The organism is Janthinobacterium sp. BJB401, assembly GCF_013372745.1.
GTDB lineage: Bacteria > Pseudomonadota > Gammaproteobacteria > Burkholderiales > Burkholderiaceae_D > Janthinobacterium > Janthinobacterium rivuli.
This window is the reverse complement of record NZ_JABXFH010000022.1, coordinates 12975-30368: the sequence shown is the minus strand read 5'-3', so window position 1 is coordinate 30368 and position 17394 is coordinate 12975. Positions and strand designations below refer to the sequence as shown.

The window sequence follows — 17394 nt, the reverse complement described above, 5'->3', positions numbered from 1 at the left end:
TCTTTAAATTACTTTAAAGCAAGATATGTCCATAAAAATTTCTTAAAAATGACCAGCAACCACATTCCACCACGGGTCATCGATGCAAAAAAACCATCCATGCGCTCAAGGAATGGCAGCAAAGGAAGCAAGAGCTATTGGCACATACATTACAGACGCAGGAGGAGGAAATCAATATTTCATTGATGATTCAGATATATCAAAACTCAAAGCTAATGAAAAATATTTAAATTTTCGACGCCATAAATGAATATAAATAAAAATACTGGAGATATCGAAATAAATGAGAATTTTCACGTAAACAAAAACACATCAACAAAAGAAATAAAGAACATAAATTTTCTTGAATATTTTGGAAAAATAAATGAATTTGAAACATATAGCATGCAAAATATTCAATTTCTCAATGTGGAAACAAGAGTAAATTTCAGACTTAAAAATGGAATTCTTTGCATTATTGAAATATTCTGGACAGATGGAATCACAAACAGACTTGGCTATAACTCCAGTCACTCGGACATGATCAATGAAAAAAAATATCTTAGTAAGTTAATTTCAAATTCACTAGCTCAATCAGCTGAAACATCGACAAAGTACGAGGATTTTTTTTCTTTCTCGTGGGGCTACATACTAATCAAGGCAGATCAAAAATCATCACTTTGCTCGACAATGATAATATATGGAAAAAACACAAATATATAATAAAGAAAATAAATATGAACTAGCAGAGTACTCCAACAAACCTTTCCTATCTCGATAGAGATATGAAAAAACATATATCCAAAATGGAAAACTTGGAAGAAAAAATTTCCGGAAAAAATATTGAAAAATTGCTCGTGGCTTTGAATGAATTCAGAAAAGAACAAAGAAATATTTCAGATTTTGAAATATATATTCAAGACAACAATGAAGATATTAAAATAACTTTCGTACCAAATTTTGCACTAGGTGAAAAAATACTAGGTGGAAAAACATTACTGGGAAGATCCATCACTTATACCATTTCAAAAAATACGAGAAAAATCATCAGTTCAAACTATCATAGATAAAATGATACTATCAATCAAATAGAGTTCACTCTAGTTAATGATGAAAAAATTGCGTCTGGAAGAAAAATATCTTAAAAATTTGCGAAGAAAAATTATCGCAAAAAAAACTGCGCCACTTACAAGCAACGAACTTGATTTTTTTGCCAGCTTGCTCGAACGCGAATTTTATAGCCCGGAACTACATCAGGTCATCTGGGATATAGCATGGCAAAGTCCTGCAAACGCAGCCATGTTAAAAATTGCACAAAATATCATCGCCATCAATGTATCTGCCGACGACGACGATGTTTTCAATAGCCATATTGAAGCTATATTTAGTTACTACCTACAAAACTCACCAAGCTATGAACAAGAGAAAATTCTTGATCGCTTCGAAAAAAGCAAATCCCTGAGATTGCGCATGATTGTGGCCGAATTCCACATCTGGAAAAATCATGTTTTGAAAGGTTTGCACATGATGGCAAAAATACTTGATGAGGAAAATATAGATCATGCTATCGCTGATTCTATTTGCATGTGGATCACGCAAAAGAGAACTCCGGAACTACAGAACTCTTTTCTTCATGATGCGGCCCAAGAACGGGAACAAGGAAATATTTCCTATGCGAAAACTCTAGAGTGGATATGCGAAAATCTCATCCGTTAGCGGTCAAGGCATAGTGTCCGGCTGGAGATTATCGTATTACCACTCCGCACCAAATCATCCGGCAAGGTTTCAAAAAATGAAAACATTATCCTTTGATAAAGAAAGTGGTTATTTCCTATTGGATGGCATCATGATGGCGCCACTTAACGAATCTGAATTTATTCAAATTGCAAAAGAAAATAACATTGAGATAGAAGATAATAAAACAAACACTTATGTGCGCAATTTATCAACGTGCGGAAACTTGAATGAATTTGAATTTGGCATAAATTTTACTTTTGAAAATTATTGCATGAAGAGTGTTTGGCTATCATGGGATGGAGGACACACAAAAAAATATGGATACAGAACGACAGAAAACCAATTAATAGCCGACAAAAACCGACTAGCCAAATTACTTGCTGAAGTCTTGGGCAAAGATCCTGATGAGGTAAAGAAAACATTCTCCGCATTTAATTTTTCATGGGGCAAAATTTCAGCTTCAGCATCTCTTCAATCAGCGATGGCATCAATTGGAATATCGTGGAATATGCACTATTTTTATACGCAATAAATCAAAGGACCAAAATGAAAATTCTTATTTATCCACATAAGAAATTTTTATCAAGTATGAATTTTTAAATTGGAAATGGAACTGATATCCACATTAAGCTGTCCAAGGATTGGAATAGCGAACTAATCACGCCAAAAATAATCAATCTACTGATCAATGAAAATTCAGAGGAAAAGAGTTGGAAATATTTTTTTGCATTTTTATAAATCCAAGTTTCTTCTCCGCTTACTTTTATGCCCAATCAGAAAACCATAAGATAAACCTGATTGATGAAAATAAGAAACTGATAAAATTTCACAAAATTAAAATTATTGACAATGTATATAATTCGTGATATTAAATTTGAAGATGGATATTTTTCTGCAAACGAATCGATCATTCTATTTAGAGGAATGAAAAGAAAAAATCTACACTCGATGGATCAAGGCTGGGAAGTATGGATAAAGTATGAGGCGGAGGTAATCGCCTACAAAACAAGTTTCAAACGAAAAAAATTGAAAATAATCGTTATTTGTTTTTTTGAGAAAGATGATGGACCCATAAAATACTGGGATTTTGGTCCGGAAAATTGCATGGACGGATTTCAGTCTAAACCCGAAGGAAAATATACAAGAAGATTGAGACGATGGTTTCTAGATGAGTTTGCTATCACGCTGCCGCAATCAGGACCTTGGGGGAAAATAGATGCATGTCATGACCCGCACAATCACACGACATCGGTTTTTTGTGCCTATCAATAAAACCACTATTTACTATGAACGAGGAATAAAGACAGGGCTTCGCGTTTTCAAAGAAGAACATGAAGCCTGTGAAAATTTTTTATTAATAATAAAATCCTGGTTTATGTAATTTGAAAGTAATATTTTTTGTATTTATCCTATCATCCCAAGAGAAGCATGAAATCCAGAAAAATCACATGTTAAACACAATCAATATAGGAATACTTTGTCTGAATTTTGACGAAGCAAAAGAATTTTACATTGACAATCTCGGATTCGTTATTACGATGGATAGCATCATTCAGTGTGATTCAGGTATAAGTCGCCGCCTGACAATGGCGCACGAGTCCAAAAAAAATTCTCAGTAGAATTCATGCATCCTTCAAACATTGAACAAGCACATCGCGTAGGTAGCAAAGGTAGTACGCTCAATCTATTCACTTTACCAACGAAAAATATTGACACGCTCATGGAGCGATTGAAAAAACTGCTTTTTTCGTTAGTTACGTAGAGACTCCCTACGCAAATTTTCTGAACGTCGAATATCCGATGGAGAATAATATTTTCCTCTACGAAACGTGCTGAATCACTGCAATAATTCATACGGGATGCCTCATTCAAAATTTCGCATAACAGAATGAAAAAATTTGAAATCCCAGGCTATATTTTTGATTTCATTGATGGATTACTGCTCGTCAATGGAGAGATTGCCTTATCGAAAAAAATTCCAGCAAACGATTTCATAAATAGCATTATCAATACATTCCAGACAAAACCCACAACAACAGGGGCTGGACTTTATATTTTTGATATCAATGGATGGGTAGGCGATTACGTTGTCGAGTTGATTATTGTAAAAGAAAATTTCCCAGAAATAGATTACATAATAATGCATTACTTTGAAAATAATCCTGTAGGCAACGGCGTGAGAGAATCATCGCTAGTCAAACAAATTCAAAGAAAGTCTGGCATTCCCGGCAAAATGAAAGGACTATCAGAAATAGCATTTCAATTTTCGTGGGGAAGCGTTATCGCACAGCATGACATAAAAATATCCTCCTCATGCATAATCTTGCAGTACAAAATAGCCAGAAAATCACCTATCAGATTGAAAATGAATGATCATTGTGTATCGCATATCAATATAGATAAATCTGTAGAAGTGCAGCAACGAATATTAGCATCCATAAAAAATAGTGATACCTTTTTTCCAAAAGCAAGTGAGATACGATGGCTAAATTTATTGAAGAAGCTACCTCGAAAATTAAAAATCTGTCTCATCAATGAAATTTCTTTTGAAAATACATTGATAGCATTGCATTCTTCAGGCTGGCCAGATGAGGGGAGCGTTGTAGCACTGCTCAGTAACAGGTTCAGAACGAAGGAATTCGACAAGGATTTACATTTCAGAGCGCTGAATGACGCGCATTACTGCAAAGAAGAAATTTCATATTTTGAAGATAACGTTACGCATTTGATGATCAATTAGGCAATGCAGGAACAGCCCAGGATTTGACTTGCCCATCGCCCTGCACGATACTTGCCGCTGTCGCCAAAGCTCCCCACCCTGAGCAATCAACCATCAGCGCCTGTCACCACCGCCTACACTCACAGCATGCCGTCTCCGAACTCTCCCACCGCCCCCTACATCGGCCGCTTCGCCCCCTCCCCCTCCGGTCCCCTGCACATGGGCTCACTCGTTGCCGCCATGGCCAGTTATCTCGATGCGAAGGTGCATCGCGGCATGTGGCTGTTGCGTATCGAGGATCTGGACTATGACCGCAATGTCGAGGGCGCCGATCTCGGCATTCTGGCCAGCCTGCAGCGCTGCGGCATGCAGTGGGATGGCGAGGCGACGTGGCAGAGCCGGCGGCTGCCGCTGTACCAGGCGGCGCTGAAGCAATTGCAGGACGATGGCCTCGTGTATGCGTGCGGCTGTTCGCGCAAGGAGATCCAGGATTCGAATTTGCTGGCGGGCGCGCCGAAGAATGGGGCCGCCGTGTATCCGGGCACCTGCCGCCACGGCTTGGCGCCGGGCAAGGCGGCGCGGGCCTTGCGGCTGCGCGTGCCGCAGGGGGCCGATGCCGTATACGCTTTTGCCGACCGCTGGGCCGGTCCGCAGCGGCAGGATCTGGCCAGCGACGTGGGCGACTTCATCGTGCTGCGCGGCGATGGTTACTGGGCGTATCAGCTGGCCGTCGTCGTCGACGATGGCGCGCAGGGTATCACGCAGGTGGTGCGCGGCGCTGACTTGCTCGATTCCACGCCACGCCAGCTGTATCTGCAGGATGTGCTGGGCTTGCCGCATCCCGGCTTCCTGCACGTGCCTGTCGTCACGAACGACAGCGGCGAAAAGCTGTCCAAGCAGACGGGCGCCCTCGCCTTCGATACAGGAACACAAGCCACCGAACTGCTGGCGTCAGCGCTGCTGCCGGCGGCCCGCTTCCTCGGCCTCGACGTGCGCGCCGAGAACGTGGAAGACTTCTGGCGGCAAGCCGTTCCCGCCTGGGCGCAGCGCTTGTCGCAACTTCCGATACACGCATAAAAAAACCCGCCGCGGCGAACCGTAGGCGGGTTGGAATGCAGGCGCCAGCCGCTAGGGCCGGCGCCTGGTATCAGGCAATTAGAAGTTGCCTTTGAACTGCACCCCAAACTGACGTGGCTCATTGATGAAGCCCGTGCGGTTGTTGAAGTCGATGGCGCCCGTGATACGCTGGGTGTCGGTGATGTTGCGGCCAAAAACGGCCATTTCATACTTGCCAGCATCCCAGGTGTAGCCCACGCGCAAGCCACCTTCGACCATCGGCTTGCCGGTGAACTCGGTGGACTCGTACAGGAAGAAGTTGATCTTGCTGCGATAAGCCCAGTCCGTGAAGACGAAGAATTCGCCGTTTTCCATCGGGATCGAATAGCGGCCAGTGGCGGTGACCGTCCACTTCGGCGCTTGCGGCAATGGGTTGCCGTTGATAACAGCACGGTTAGCGGCGTTGATCGGATCGGTCACGGTGCAGCTGCGGCATGTGGCCACCGACAGGGATGGATCCTTGATTTCCGTGAAGTTGTAGCTGCCGCCCAGCGACATCTTCAGGCTAGGCGTGACAAACCCTTCCAGTTCCAGTTCCGCGCCGCGGCCATTCGTCTTGGCCGCATTGATCAAACGCGTCACGTTCGAGGTGCCGCCAACGACCGTCAATTGCTGGTTTTTCACCTGGTAGTTGTACAGGCTGAAAGCGACGCGGGCGCGGCGCTCGAACAGGTCGGCCTTGATGCCCGCTTCGAACGAGGTGATCGTTTCCGCATCGGCCACGGTCACGGACACATCCTTGCTGGCTGGCGCGATACTTGGTGCGCGGAAACCGGTGGCGACACGGCCGTAGAAGTTCACATCCTTGTTGTACTTGTAGGTACCGCTCAGGTCCCAGTTGACCTTGGCTTTGCTGACATCGGCGCTGGTCGGGTTGATTTGCGGGACGTTGTTCGCTACTACCGTGTTGAAATCCTTCTTGTCCTTGGTGTAGCGCAAGCCGGCACGCAGCATGAAGTCATCGTTGACGGCATAGTTGACGGAACCGAAGGTGGCCCAGGCCGTGTTTTTCTGGCGGCTGGCCAGGTGCGAAACGAGCGCATGGTCGCTACCGCCGAAGTTATCCGTATAGCCGTTGGCGTCCTCATTGAAGTAGTACACGCCAGCCTGCCAATTCAGCGGACCGGCACTTTTCGATTCGGCGCGGAATTCTTGCGAGTACTGTTTCACGCTGCTGATGCCGCCGGCAGTTTCCACCGGGAATGGAATCGCTGGCACCATGCCTGGTGCGCCACCGTCGATGTCGCCATGCGACACATACTTGCCCACGCGCTCGAAACCGGTGATCGAGTACAGCTTGACGCCGTCGAGTTCCCAGCTCAGGCGGGCGCTGGCGCCATTGGTGCGCAGCTCCTGGAAGTTCAAGGCATCGGTGTAGGATTTGGTCGGATCGAAACCGTCGACCAGGTCATTCGTGCCAAGCTTGATGGCGTTGGCGAAGAACACGCGCGCGCTGCCCGTGGTGCTGCGCTGATGCACATTGAACAGGGCGTTGAACGTGCCGTTCGGCGCATACATCAATTGCACGCGTTCGGCGTGTTCGTTGTAGCCGTCCAGCGCGTTTTTCTTGCCCGTAAACGTGTTGTCGACGTAGTCGTCGCGGTGCTGGCGCAAGGTCGAGACACGCATGGCCCATTCTTTGCTCAGCGGCACGTTGACGGCGCCATCGAAATTGGTCGTGTTGTGCGTGGCGGCGGAGACGTTGTAATAGCCTTCAACCTTGTCCAGGTTCGGCTTGACGGATTCGAACTTGACCACGCCGGCAGGGGTGTTGCGGCCGAACAAGGTGCCTTGCGGGCCGCGCAGCACTTCCACGCCAGCCACGTCGAAAATCGGATAGCCCTTGAGGATAGGATTTTCTTGCACGACATCGTCGTAAATCAGGGAAACAGGTTGCGATGCAAAGATATTGAAGTCGGTATTGCCGTAGCCGCGGATGTAGAAGCGGGGGAAGGTGCGGCCATTCGACGATTCCACGTTCAGGCTCGGCACTTTGCCGGCCAGCACGCGAATGTCTTGTCCGCCGGATACCAGCACGTCGAGCTTTTCGTCGCGCAGCAGCGACACGGAGACGGGCACGTCGCGGATATTTTCCTTGCGGCGCTGCGCCGTCACGGTCACGGTTTCCAGCTGGCTGGCGGCAGGGGTCGTATCAGCAGCGACTTCATCAGCGTAAGCCGAGCCGATAGGCAAGGCAGCGGACAGTGCCAGCATAGCAGCGCTTTTGGCGCACAAACGCTTGTGCATCTTGGACATCTTGATCATGTTGTTTCCCAGAAGTTTAAAAAAGAATTGCGAAACCTGTCTCCGGCTTATGTACGGCGCTGGATGATCGTCTGCACCATCACGGTGCAGCAGCGCGAGCGGATGTCTCTCCACTCCTGGCGTCACTGGCTCTGCCCTGGCTGTCGTGCTAGCTGACAGCGGTAGCGGCCGCATCTCTGGGATGTCTGATGAACACCAACTTTTGAGTAAGGCGCCAATTTAATTCAAGCGCCTTGTGCGCTGCAAGAATATTGTTATGTAAAATATTCATTCATCAACATAATGGGCCGACTAGTGGTTATTCAGCCACAATACCGCCTCTATCTTGCTATTTCCTTGCTATTTCCTTGCTATTTCATTGCTATTTCCCCCGGTCACCTGCCGCAGGGCGCGACTTTTTTTGCCTGGCCCGCGAAAGCGGAATTGGCGTCCAGCAAGACAGCCCCGGCGGTAAAAATAGTTGTAATATCGCCAGAATTGAGTTGCCAAGCCGCCCCATTCCAGTGCGGCGGCAGCCCCCTGCACCATCGTCGATCGCCTCCATGCCAGAATCCAGCCAACCCAGCAACGCCGTCCCGTCCGCCACCGTCGCCGCCCAGGCGGCGCATTTACTGCTGAGCGCCCATTGCGACATCGTCTGGAGCACGAAAACCTTCGGCCAGTTCGATGCCGACCAGCCATCCTGGCGCGCCTTCACGGGCCAGACCGAGGCTGAACTGCTGGGCCGCGGCTGGGTCAATGCCCTGCATCCGGACGACCGCAACTTGCCTTACGTCATGCCATCGCACCTGACCAGCGTGTTCGAAGCGGAATACCGGCTGCGCCACGTCAGCGGCGCCTACCGCAACATGCTCGTGCGCATGCTGCCCGTGCTGGCGCCCGACGGCAGCATCGTTGAATGGCTGGGCTCGCATTGCGACGTGACGCAGCAACGGCAGACGGAACAGCGGCTGCGCCTGGCCATGCAGGGCGGCCGCATGGGCACGTGGGAGATCGACCTGGGCAGCGGCAGCATGGCCGGCTCGGATGCCTTCAAGGCCAACCTGGGCCTGCCGCCTGACAGCCACATCGATTACGCGCAGCTGACGGGCGCCATGCTCGACGGCGACCTGCAGCACTGGCAAACAGTGGTGCACGCGGCCATCGCCAGCGCCAGCGATTTCGAAGTCGATATCCGCGTGCGCTGGCCCGATGGGTCGCTGCACTGGGCGCACATGCGCGGCACCTGCGCCAGCGACGGCGCTGGCAACGTGATCGGCCTGTCCGGCATCTCGCTCGACCTGACGGCCAGTAAACAGAACGAGGAAACCTTGCGTCTGACCCTGGCGGCCGGCGAAGTGGCCACCTGGAACTGGGACATCGTGGCCGACCGGGTCACGGCCGACAGCAATATGGCGCGCTTGTTCCCCGTCAATGCCGATGCGGCCACGGCGGCGCCGCTGGCGCGCTATCTGGACATCATCCACCCCGATGACCGCGAGCAAGTCAGCACGCAGATTACCCAGGCGCTGCAGGCGCACACGCCGTTCGAGGCCAGCTACCGCGTCGGCGCCGGCGATGGCCAGTACCGTTCGGTCATCGCGCGGGGCCGCGCGGAATACGCGCCCGATGGCACGCCCTTGCAATTGCCCGGCGTCCTGCTCGACATCACGCGCCAGAAACAAGTGGAAGATGCGCTGCGCCGCAGCGAGGAACGCTACCGTACCCTGATCGAGCTGATGGACCAGGCCTTTTGCGTCATCGAAATGCTGTACGACGAGCAAGGCCGCCCCGTGGATTTCCGCTACCTGGAAGGCAATCCCGCTTTCGTCAAGCAGTCGGGACTGGAAAACGCCATCGGCAAGACCATCCGCAGCTTCGTGCCCGACCACGACCAGCACTGGTTCGACCTGTACGACCAGGTCGTCAAGACCGGCGAGCCCGTGCGCTACGAAAACGAAGCCGTGGCCATGGAGCGCTGGTTCGAAGTCTTCGCCGCGCGCCTGGGCGGCCCCGGCAGCCGCCTGCTGACGGTATTGTTCAGCGACATCAGCGAGCGCAAGCGATCTGAACAGCAATTGCGCCAGCTGGCCGACAACCTGTCCGAAATGGACCGGCGCAAGACGGAATTCCTGGCCACCCTGGCGCACGAACTGCGCAACCCGCTGGCGCCCATCCGCAACGGCTTGCAGATCATGCGCCTGGCCGCCGACAAGCCCGCCACAGTGGCGCGGGTGCGCGACGTGATGGAGCGGCAAGTCAATCAGATGGTGCACCTGGTCAATGATTTACTCGACGTGGCCCGCATCACGCGGGGCCAGATCGAACTCAAGCCCGAGCGCACGGACTTGAAAACCATCATCGCCGGCGCCGTGGAAACGAGCATGCCGCTGATCGAGGCGGGCCGCCACCAATTGCAAGTGGAACTCGACGAGCAGGCGCTGCCACTCGAGGCCGATCCCACGCGCCTGGCGCAAGTGCTGGGCAATTTGCTCAACAATGCCGCCAAGTACACGCCGGCGGGCGGCCAGATCAGCTTGCGCGCATTACGCGATGGCCACGAGGCCTTGATCGAAGTCAAAGACAGCGGCGTGGGCATCCCCGCCGAATCGATCGCCACCGTGTTTGACATGTTTACGCAAGTGGGACAAAACATGGGCAGAGCGCAGGGCGGCCTGGGCATCGGCCTGTCACTGGTGCGGCGCCTGGCCGAGCTGCATGGCGGCAGCGCCACGGTGGCCAGTCCAGGCGCCGGCCTGGGCAGCACCTTCAGCGTGCGCCTGCCGCTGCTGACGGTGGAACCCAAGGCGCCCACCGAACCGGCCATCGCCGCCAGCTCCGCCAGCAGCCGCCATTTCCGCGTGCTGGTGGTCGACGACAATGTCGATGCGGCCGACACCCTCGCCGCCGTGCTCGACATGATGGGCCACGCCACGCAAGTGGCCCACGACGGCGCACAGGCTCTGGCCGTGGCGCCGCAATTCCTGCCGGACGTTATCTTCCTCGACATCGGCCTGCCCGGCATGAACGGCTATGAAGTGGCGCGTGCGCTGCGCCGGATACCGGCCGGCGCCAACGTCGTGCTCGTGGCCTTGACGGGCTGGGGCGCCGAAAACGACCGCAGCCAATCGAGCGCGGCCGGCTTCGACCACCATCTGACCAAACCGGCCAACCTGCTCGCCATCGGCGAACTGCTGGCCACCCTTTCCACTCCAACAACACTGACAGACCATGACTGAATCCCTGAACCACGTCCGCCGCAACCTCCTGCTGGCCGGCGGCGCCGCCCTGCTGTGCCCGACACCGATGTTGTTTGCCGCGCCCGCCACCAGCATCGCCGCCGCCCAGACGCAACTGGCCGCGCTGGAAAAATCCGCAGGCGGACGCCTCGGCGTTGCCGCCTGGCGCCAGGGCAGCGAGCTGCGCGTGGCCTACCGCGCCGATGAACGCTTTCCCCTGGCCAGCACCTTCAAGGCCATGCTGGCGGGTGCCGTGCTGGCGCGCAGCGTCAGCCAGCCGGGCTTGCTGGATCAGCACGTGCGTTACGAGAAAAAGGAACTGGTCACCTACTCGCCCATCACGGAAAAGCATCTGGCCGACGGCCTGACGGTCGCCGACCTGTGCGCCGCCACCTTGCAGTACAGCGACAATAGCGCGGCCAATTTCTTGATGACATTATTAGGCGGGCCGCAAGCCGTGACGGCGTTTGCGCGCAGCATCGGCAATACGGTGTTCCAGCTGGAACGCTGGGAAACGGAATTGAACAGCGCCATCCCGGGAGAAGTGCGCGACACGGCCAGCCCTGCGTCGATGGCGCACAGCTTGCAGCAATTGTTGTTGGAAAATAGCTTGCCGGCGCCGCAGCGCCAGCAACTCGATACCTGGATGCGCGGCAACACGACGGGCGACAAGCGCATCCGCGCCGGCGTGCCTGCCGGCTGGCAGGTGGCCGATAAAACGGGCTCGGGCGCGTATGGCAGCGTCAACGACATCGGCGTGGCCTACCCGCCCAGCGGCGCACCACTGGTCATCGCCGTGTACTACACGCGCGAACAGAAAAAAGCGGACACGAATCAGGACATCATCACGGCCGCCACGCGTATCGTGACGGCCGCGCTGACCTAATTATTTCGGTAAAGCAGCCATAAACCCCGCGTACGTGGACCATGCGGGGTCGGCCGCGCTGCGGATTTCAATCGGGAACTTTGGACGCGGCGCCAGCGCCGTGTTCAGGCGGTTGAAAAACTCTTCGCCCGACTGCGTGTAGTAAATCCATTCGCGCAAGTTTTCACCGGTGGACACCAGCGCCAGCGTGGCGAAACCGTCTTCTTCCACCACGGGCGCCAGCGCCGCTTCCAGCTCTTCCATGTGCTCGCGCTCGTTCGGCGCGGGCATGCCCGTTTCGTCTTCATAACGCCAGGCGATGATGATGCGGTCCGGCTGCGACGACAGGTCCCAGTCGTCATGGAAAGTATCGACATAGCGGTAGATGATGGCCATCTCGTCGCTATGCGTGACGATGGTGCCCCAGCTGCGGGCGGAAGTGGAATTTTCGTTCATGGTTGCAACAGTCAAAAAGTAAAATCGGGCAAAGGGCGAGCAGTCTACAGTACTGGCGGGCAAGTCACATTCCACGCGTCATACTGGGCGCCGCTCTTGCGCAGCCAGACGCGGGCGTAGCTGTCGCGGTCGCTCTTGAACACCAGCGCATAGCGCTCTTCGGCACGCGGTGCGGCCGTGCCCACGTCGACGGCCGCCAGCGAAAATTTCAGCGCCCGCAAGGGGGCGCAGGCAGTATTGCCCGCCATCAATAAACGCGCCCGCTCCAGCAACGGCTTCTGGTACAACAACACGCCTTCCAGTTCCACATCGGGAATGCGCTGCAGCATGCGCACGGGTTCGGCCACCGCGCGGCAGGTGCCACGGTCGAGCCAGGCGTAATACTCCATGCCCGCCTCTTGCCAGCGCGCCTGCTTGCCCTCGCCGTGCAGCACGAACTTGGTGCGCTGCGTCCGGCACAGCGCGCCATGGCCGCGATACGGCGACGTTTCCACGCTGCCCACCACTTCGCTGCCGCGGCCGCCCACCACGGGCACGCTCTCGAACACGGTGCGCGCAGCCGGCTCGCCCGGATATTGCTGTGCATAAAATTCCAGCAAGGACGCGCGCTGCTGCGCATCCACTGCCACCACCTCGGCGGCACTGGCTGAGATGCACACGGCCGATAGGGTAAAGAGCGCTACAGAGCGCATGAAATATCCTGGCATGGCATTCCTTCAATCGACGTTCAGGGGCGGATATCGCCCAAGCGCAGATTATATAGTTACCAGGAAATACAAGGAGCGTACGGCGTCAGGACGTGCGGAAGTTGACACCACCAGCGAGCAGCCTGGCACCGCAGGTGGTAGTATCGCCTTCAAAGGCGATGGCGATGCCGTTGATGGTGTGCCGCGACGAGCCGCTGGCGATCTTGCAGCCTTGATGCCCCTTGACGGGGCAGCTGCACAAGTCCCCGACGCAGGCCACGGCAATGCCATTGACCGTAAAATGCGTGGCGGCACAACTGAGCACCTTGCCGCCATGCGACGTGGCGTCGCCCAAACGGATGACTTTACGCATGCTGCCTCCCGTTCTACTTGCCCACCGAGCTTTCCAGGATGGCTTCCACCGATGGCGCCGCATAATTGCCCGGATCGACGGACGGGGTGACGCGGCTGCGGAAGATATCGCCATTGGCATCCTGCTGCTGGCGTTTGGCGTCCGATGGCGGCGTGATGAAGATGATGCTGGCCTCATTGCCGTCACGCAAATTAATCGCGGCAGTGGCGCCGCCATCGCGATAGCTGCCCATCACGCCAATGGCCATCTGCATGAACCAGGTGGCGGCACCGGTATTGCCCAGGCGAAGATCGGTATTGATGAACTGTGCGCTCTTGCTGCTGTCGATTTCCGGCCCGCCTTGTGACGCATAGTCATGCAACATGCCTTCGAGCATCAGCACCTGCTCCGGCTGATTTCCCGTACCGGCCACGATGCGCGCTGGCCCCTTGCCGCGCTCCGCTTGCGGCAAGGTCTGCAGTGCCTGCTGCCAGCCTGCATTGAATATCTTCTGGCGCGCGTCGCGCCGCGTGACGGGCTTGCCTTCCTCATCCGCGAACTTGACGAATACGGGTCGGTGCACGAAACCGAATGAGGGCAGGCGGTCGAAAGTTTCCATCTGTTCCCGGTTCCACGGAATGGGAAACCACGGCGTCGGCTTCCAGTCGCGCGGGGGACGATTTTCCCAGGGATTGAGCTTGTCGAACGTATGCAAGCCCACGCCACGGATATCGGGCCGCTGGGCAAAAGCGGCGGCAGCGGCGAGCCATTCGGCGACGGTGGGTTGGCGAGACATGCTAAAACTGGACCATATTGATTTGACTGGTTTGGCCAATGAACTCTTCAAATCGTAATACATGGCCTTGAAGTGCCCCTGAACAAACTTATTCTCGGGATCCTCCCATACATAAGGGCGCAAAGGATCTATTCTGTCGCGGCGCGCCAGCACAAATACGGCAGTGGTATCGGGCATCTCGGGGATATAGTAGCCATCCTTTAATCTCATCGCATCACCCGGCTTGCGATTTCCATCGCGCGTACCCACACTATCTTCGGAATGTACGACAACATAAGGCAGCTCTGGATGTTGGTCAAAAAATTCAAAGACTTCAATCAACAAGCGATCCGGTCTCTCATCCAATTTCCAAGGACCTATCGAAAATAAATGTGCCGGCAGACCAATTGTCGATGCACCAGCTACCAATCCGGCCATCGGCGCGTATAAACTGGGCTGCTCATCAGGATCAAGAATCGGAGAACCAGCATAAAACGATGGTAAGCCCCAATACATGGGCGTGAAATTAACGCCGTTTTCCAATGCGTCGCAGGCTCGGCCTCCCCCCTGCCCATCTTTATCCATTCCTTTCCACGGATACTTCATCGGATCCTGCTCACGTATGCTGGTATAAGCACTTCCTTTTTGTAAGGCTTCCCACAATTTACCCTGCCGATATTTATCCAACGTCACGCCAAATCCGATCACTTCCAGCACATACTCTCGTCCTAGTTCCAAAGGCAGCTTTTTCTGTTGCGCCTGCAACTGTGACGCAATTTCACGTGCTTGGCTCTTAGATGCGGCGCCTAGCCATAACCAGCCAGTAAATAAAATTACAACAACTATCGATATCCCCAACCAACGAAGCATCATCATAGTTCTCACCTTTTAGGTCTGCAATTCCGAAGGATGCACAATCAGTCCAAGTAAGCTGTTATCGATGCGTCTTGGACACGCTACTTACCTTTTCTTCAGCCACTACTTTCATATTTTTTGTTTGCGATACGACAATCTTCCATAAGGCGCCCGACAGCAATGGAAGTCCTGCAGGTAAACTTCCGCTGTTGTAATAGCCAATATTTCCTTCAATAATGGATTGCCGCCATGCTGGCTCAACATCCAGATAAGAAGAATACAAAGCACGAAATCGATGCATTAATAGTATTCCGTCTCTCGGTTGCTCACCTTTCTTCAGAATCTTCACCCGCCAATCCGCCACCGCGCACAGATACGCATAAAACTGTGGATCCGACGACGCCTTGCCGCTGCCAATCGCCACGTCATACGCGGTCACCTGGCTATGATTTTTCGCGCTACCGATAATGGAACTGTGGAAAGACTTGGCACTGACTTCCCGCTGCCAGCGCAAGCGCGCCTCGTTCGGGCTTTCCTGAATTTTCGCCACGACATTGCTGTCAGGGTAGCGTTGCGCCGAGACAATTTCGCGTTGATCCAGCTTGTCTTTCACGTCCAGTCCTTTTTCCTTGTTGTAGCTTGCCGTCATCAATGCCAGCTCTCGTAGATTCAGGTGTTCTGCCCGTTCGGGAAACTTTTGATAACCGCCAGGATCAGGACGAAATTCGCTGCGTAGCTGCATGCCGCTCCCGCTGGTCGGTGCCACTGACGCATCGCAAGGATCGACTTCTTCCGCTGGTCCCTGATCGGCAACAGGACGATTTCTCATCATGGACGTAGCCGGGATATTCTCCGGATCGATTTGCGATGTGCCGCGCAAGTCGGCGGCTACGGGCAGCTTCAATGCTTCGCCCGTGATAGTTCGAATGCCATTGCGCTGCTCCGTCTTGCTCAACCGGGTATTGACAGGCCAGGCCACCGCTTGATGTTGTGCGCGGTGTTTTCGCAGAGAAACCTCCACGTGCGATTGCTCCGTTTCCGTCGACAGGCGCAACGGAAAGTCAAACGGTGGCGGCTTGCCTACCAACGACACCGTGGTCTTTCCCGTGGCCGGATCCAGCCGGATCTTGTTGCTGAATACCCGCTGATAAAATCTGCCACCCAGTTCCACCAGAGCGCCGCGTACCTGCTTGTGTTCCACCATCTTGGTATGACCGGAGGAAATACTGTACCCATCAAGACTGGATGTCTCCTCTTCTTCCACCAATTCACTTCCCGGTGCATGATCGGGCACGCCATCCCACCCTATGCCCTGGATGTTATCGAGTGCCACCGTCATGTCTTCAGGACAAAAATACAGATAAACCTTGCGGCGGTTGTCGCGGTCGTCGGCGCTCTGCCAGCGGCTGCCGACCATACCGCGATGTTCGTCCTTCTTCAGCTCGGCAAACGGCGGCTGGCAAGCCTGGCCGTTGCCCTTCGCCACGCCGGAAACTATGTTCACCAATGTCTTCAGGCGCGCTCCCATGGTCTGCGCACCACTGAGCAAATGGTAATAGGGCTTCATCGCCGCATCCTCACCGCCATCGAACCAGGCAGCACCTCGCATCAACAGAGGCAGGCTATCCACCAGGCTGTACGGCGGATGCGTGAGTATCAAATTATCGGCTGGCGCCAACCCTTTCTCCATCAGCATGGCTTGCGCCAGCAGCGACAGCAGGCAACCCTGGCTGTGCGCAACGATGCTGACGGTATCATCCGCGTCGTAATCGCGGATCATGGAAATCAGTGCGGCCAGCCGCTGCGCCGCCAGCACCATATACATGCGCCCGGGCGCCGTTTTCAGTGGCCGCAAGGCATCGCCCATGGGGTCCGCAGGCGCATACATGCCCGGACGCCACATGTCGGGCAAGCTGCTGGTGGCGTTGCCGAACGGCCCACCTTCCTTCGACAGATCCTTGTCCAGCCGGTTGCCGTAACGGTCAACGAACTGACCATGGATGGTAGTCGTCTTACCTTCAACTTCGCGGTAGCCCCAATAGAAGGGAATCACGGGGCTGTTGGTGTCCTTGGCGATCGTGCGCTTGAAGAAAACGGCATCGGGGTCATCTTCCAGCTTGTCCTTGTCCGCTGCCACAGGCATGCGGTAAGAAGCTGGCGTAAAGCCGCGTCCCAGCCTTTTCGTCAAGCCCTCGCACAAGCCATGCTCCACCGCCTTGTAGCTGACGCCCACATCGTTGACGCCATGGATGACGATGATATTGCCCGGCAGGTTGCGGCGTATTTTCACCTTCTTGCACACGCTGCGTTCGCAATGCAGGAGCGCCACTTCCTCGCCCACCACGTACGGTACTTTCGGATAGCTGCCCAT

General features: G+C 53.8%; 16 protein-coding genes. 10 read left to right on the top strand and 6 right to left on the bottom strand.

Annotated elements, in window-relative coordinates; genetic code table 11:
* Positions 1-82 precede the first annotated feature (82 nt).
* The 8 genes from HWE17_RS15615 (at position 83) to gluQRS (ending at position 5512) form a co-directional block, all read left to right on the top strand.
* The gene (locus HWE17_RS15615; RefSeq protein WP_176389376.1) at positions 83-250 is read left to right on the top strand and encodes a hypothetical protein; all 168 of its coding nucleotides are present in this window, start codon (positions 83-85) and stop codon (positions 248-250) included.
* Positions 247-702, top strand: a complete 456-nt coding sequence (locus HWE17_RS15610; protein ID WP_158300035.1) for a hypothetical protein — start codon at positions 247-249, stop codon at positions 700-702. Before HWE17_RS15615 ends, HWE17_RS15610 begins: the two co-directional genes overlap by 4 nt.
* A 62-nt stretch (positions 703-764) precedes the next feature.
* Positions 765-1049: a hypothetical protein gene (locus tag HWE17_RS15605; RefSeq protein WP_176389375.1), complete on the top strand. Its 285-nt coding sequence runs from the start codon at positions 765-767 to the stop codon at positions 1047-1049.
* Positions 1050-1086: 37 nt separating this feature from the next.
* Positions 1087-1695: a hypothetical protein gene (locus tag HWE17_RS15600; protein ID WP_176389374.1), complete on the top strand. Its 609-nt coding sequence runs from the start codon at positions 1087-1089 to the stop codon at positions 1693-1695.
* Positions 1696-1771: 76 nt separating this feature from the next.
* Positions 1772-2248 (top strand): hypothetical protein, encoded by a 477-nt coding sequence (locus HWE17_RS15595; RefSeq protein WP_176389373.1) that lies wholly within the window; start codon positions 1772-1774, stop codon positions 2246-2248.
* Between the two features lie 317 nt (positions 2249-2565).
* Positions 2566-2988 carry a hypothetical protein gene (locus tag HWE17_RS15590; protein WP_176389372.1) on the top strand — a complete coding sequence of 141 codons (423 nt, stop codon included), beginning with the start codon at positions 2566-2568 and terminating at the stop codon, positions 2986-2988.
* Between the two features lie 616 nt (positions 2989-3604).
* Positions 3605-4456: a hypothetical protein gene (locus HWE17_RS15585; protein WP_176389371.1), complete on the top strand. Its 852-nt coding sequence runs from the start codon at positions 3605-3607 to the stop codon at positions 4454-4456.
* A 126-nt stretch (positions 4457-4582) separates the two neighbouring features.
* The gene (gene gluQRS, locus HWE17_RS15580; RefSeq protein WP_176389370.1) at positions 4583-5512 is read left to right on the top strand and encodes a tRNA glutamyl-Q(34) synthetase GluQRS; all 930 of its coding nucleotides are present in this window, start codon (positions 4583-4585) and stop codon (positions 5510-5512) included.
* A 78-nt stretch (positions 5513-5590) separates the two neighbouring features.
* Here the strand turns inward: gluQRS and HWE17_RS15575 are convergent, their stop codons facing one another.
* A complete protein-coding gene (locus HWE17_RS15575) occupies positions 5591-7816 on the bottom strand; it encodes a TonB-dependent receptor (RefSeq protein ID WP_051959425.1) in 2226 nt (741 codons plus the stop codon).
* 542 nt (positions 7817-8358) lie between these two features.
* On the opposite strand from HWE17_RS15575, the gene HWE17_RS15570 reads away from it, so the two are divergent.
* The gene (locus HWE17_RS15570) at positions 8359-11034 is read left to right on the top strand and encodes a PAS domain-containing protein (RefSeq protein ID WP_176389369.1); all 2676 of its coding nucleotides are present in this window, start codon (positions 8359-8361) and stop codon (positions 11032-11034) included.
* Positions 11027-11920 (top strand): class A beta-lactamase, encoded by an 894-nt coding sequence (gene bla, locus HWE17_RS15565; protein WP_176389368.1) that lies wholly within the window; start codon positions 11027-11029, stop codon positions 11918-11920. The genes HWE17_RS15570 and bla overlap by 8 nt, the downstream gene beginning before the upstream one ends.
* Here the strand turns inward: bla and HWE17_RS15560 are convergent, their stop codons facing one another.
* The 5 genes from HWE17_RS15560 to HWE17_RS15540 all read right to left on the bottom strand — a co-directional run bounded on the left by HWE17_RS15560 (position 11921) and on the right by HWE17_RS15540 (position 17394).
* Positions 11921-12355: a DUF695 domain-containing protein gene (locus tag HWE17_RS15560; protein ID WP_052755885.1), complete on the bottom strand. Its 435-nt coding sequence runs from the start codon at positions 12353-12355 to the stop codon at positions 11921-11923. It lies immediately after the preceding gene.
* Positions 12356-12399: 44 nt separating this feature from the next.
* A complete protein-coding gene (locus tag HWE17_RS15555) occupies positions 12400-13047 on the bottom strand; it encodes a hypothetical protein (protein WP_176389367.1) in 648 nt (215 codons plus the stop codon).
* A gap of 100 nt (positions 13048-13147) precedes the next feature.
* Positions 13148-13414 (bottom strand): PAAR domain-containing protein, encoded by a 267-nt coding sequence (locus tag HWE17_RS15550; protein ID WP_035825279.1) that lies wholly within the window; start codon positions 13412-13414, stop codon positions 13148-13150.
* 13 nt (positions 13415-13427) lie between these two features.
* Positions 13428-15044: a DUF2875 family protein gene (locus HWE17_RS15545; RefSeq protein ID WP_176389366.1), complete on the bottom strand. Its 1617-nt coding sequence runs from the start codon at positions 15042-15044 to the stop codon at positions 13428-13430.
* 58 nt (positions 15045-15102) lie between these two features.
* On the bottom strand, positions 15103-17394 hold the full coding sequence (locus tag HWE17_RS15540) for a DUF3274 domain-containing protein (RefSeq protein ID WP_035825275.1): 2292 nt from the start codon (positions 17392-17394) through the stop codon (positions 15103-15105).

Bases quoted from the DNA above. Each gene is read 5' to 3' on its own strand.
- HWE17_RS15595 (WP_176389373.1), top strand. From the start codon at position 1,772: ATGAAAACATTATCCTTTGATAAAGAAAGTGGTTATTTCCTATTGGAT.
- HWE17_RS15610 (WP_158300035.1), top strand. From the start codon at position 247: ATGAATATAAATAAAAATACTGGAGATATCGAAATAAATGAGAATTTT.
- HWE17_RS15575 (WP_051959425.1), bottom strand. From the start codon at position 7,816: ATGATCAAGATGTCCAAGATGCACAAGCGTTTGTGCGCCAAAAGCGCT.
- HWE17_RS15585 (WP_176389371.1), top strand. From the start codon at position 3,605: ATGAAAAAATTTGAAATCCCAGGCTATATTTTTGATTTCATTGATGGA.
- gluQRS (WP_176389370.1), top strand. From the start codon at position 4,583: ATGCCGTCTCCGAACTCTCCCACCGCCCCCTACATCGGCCGCTTCGCC.
- HWE17_RS15540 (WP_035825275.1), bottom strand. From the start codon at position 17,394: ATGGGCAGCTATCCGAAAGTACCGTACGTGGTGGGCGAGGAAGTGGCG.
- HWE17_RS15600 (WP_176389374.1), top strand. From the start codon at position 1,087: ATGATGAAAAAATTGCGTCTGGAAGAAAAATATCTTAAAAATTTGCGA.
- HWE17_RS15590 (WP_176389372.1), top strand. From the start codon at position 2,566: ATGTATATAATTCGTGATATTAAATTTGAAGATGGATATTTTTCTGCA.
- HWE17_RS15605 (WP_176389375.1), top strand. From the start codon at position 765: ATGAAAAAACATATATCCAAAATGGAAAACTTGGAAGAAAAAATTTCC.
- HWE17_RS15570 (WP_176389369.1), top strand. From the start codon at position 8,359: ATGCCAGAATCCAGCCAACCCAGCAACGCCGTCCCGTCCGCCACCGTC.
- HWE17_RS15550 (WP_035825279.1), bottom strand. From the start codon at position 13,414: ATGCGTAAAGTCATCCGTTTGGGCGACGCCACGTCGCATGGCGGCAAG.
- HWE17_RS15545 (WP_176389366.1), bottom strand. From the start codon at position 15,044: ATGATGATGCTTCGTTGGTTGGGGATATCGATAGTTGTTGTAATTTTA.
- HWE17_RS15560 (WP_052755885.1), bottom strand. From the start codon at position 12,355: ATGAACGAAAATTCCACTTCCGCCCGCAGCTGGGGCACCATCGTCACG.
- HWE17_RS15555 (WP_176389367.1), bottom strand. From the start codon at position 13,047: ATGCGCTCTGTAGCGCTCTTTACCCTATCGGCCGTGTGCATCTCAGCC.
- HWE17_RS15615 (WP_176389376.1), top strand. From the start codon at position 83: ATGCAAAAAAACCATCCATGCGCTCAAGGAATGGCAGCAAAGGAAGCA.
- bla (WP_176389368.1), top strand. From the start codon at position 11,027: ATGACTGAATCCCTGAACCACGTCCGCCGCAACCTCCTGCTGGCCGGC.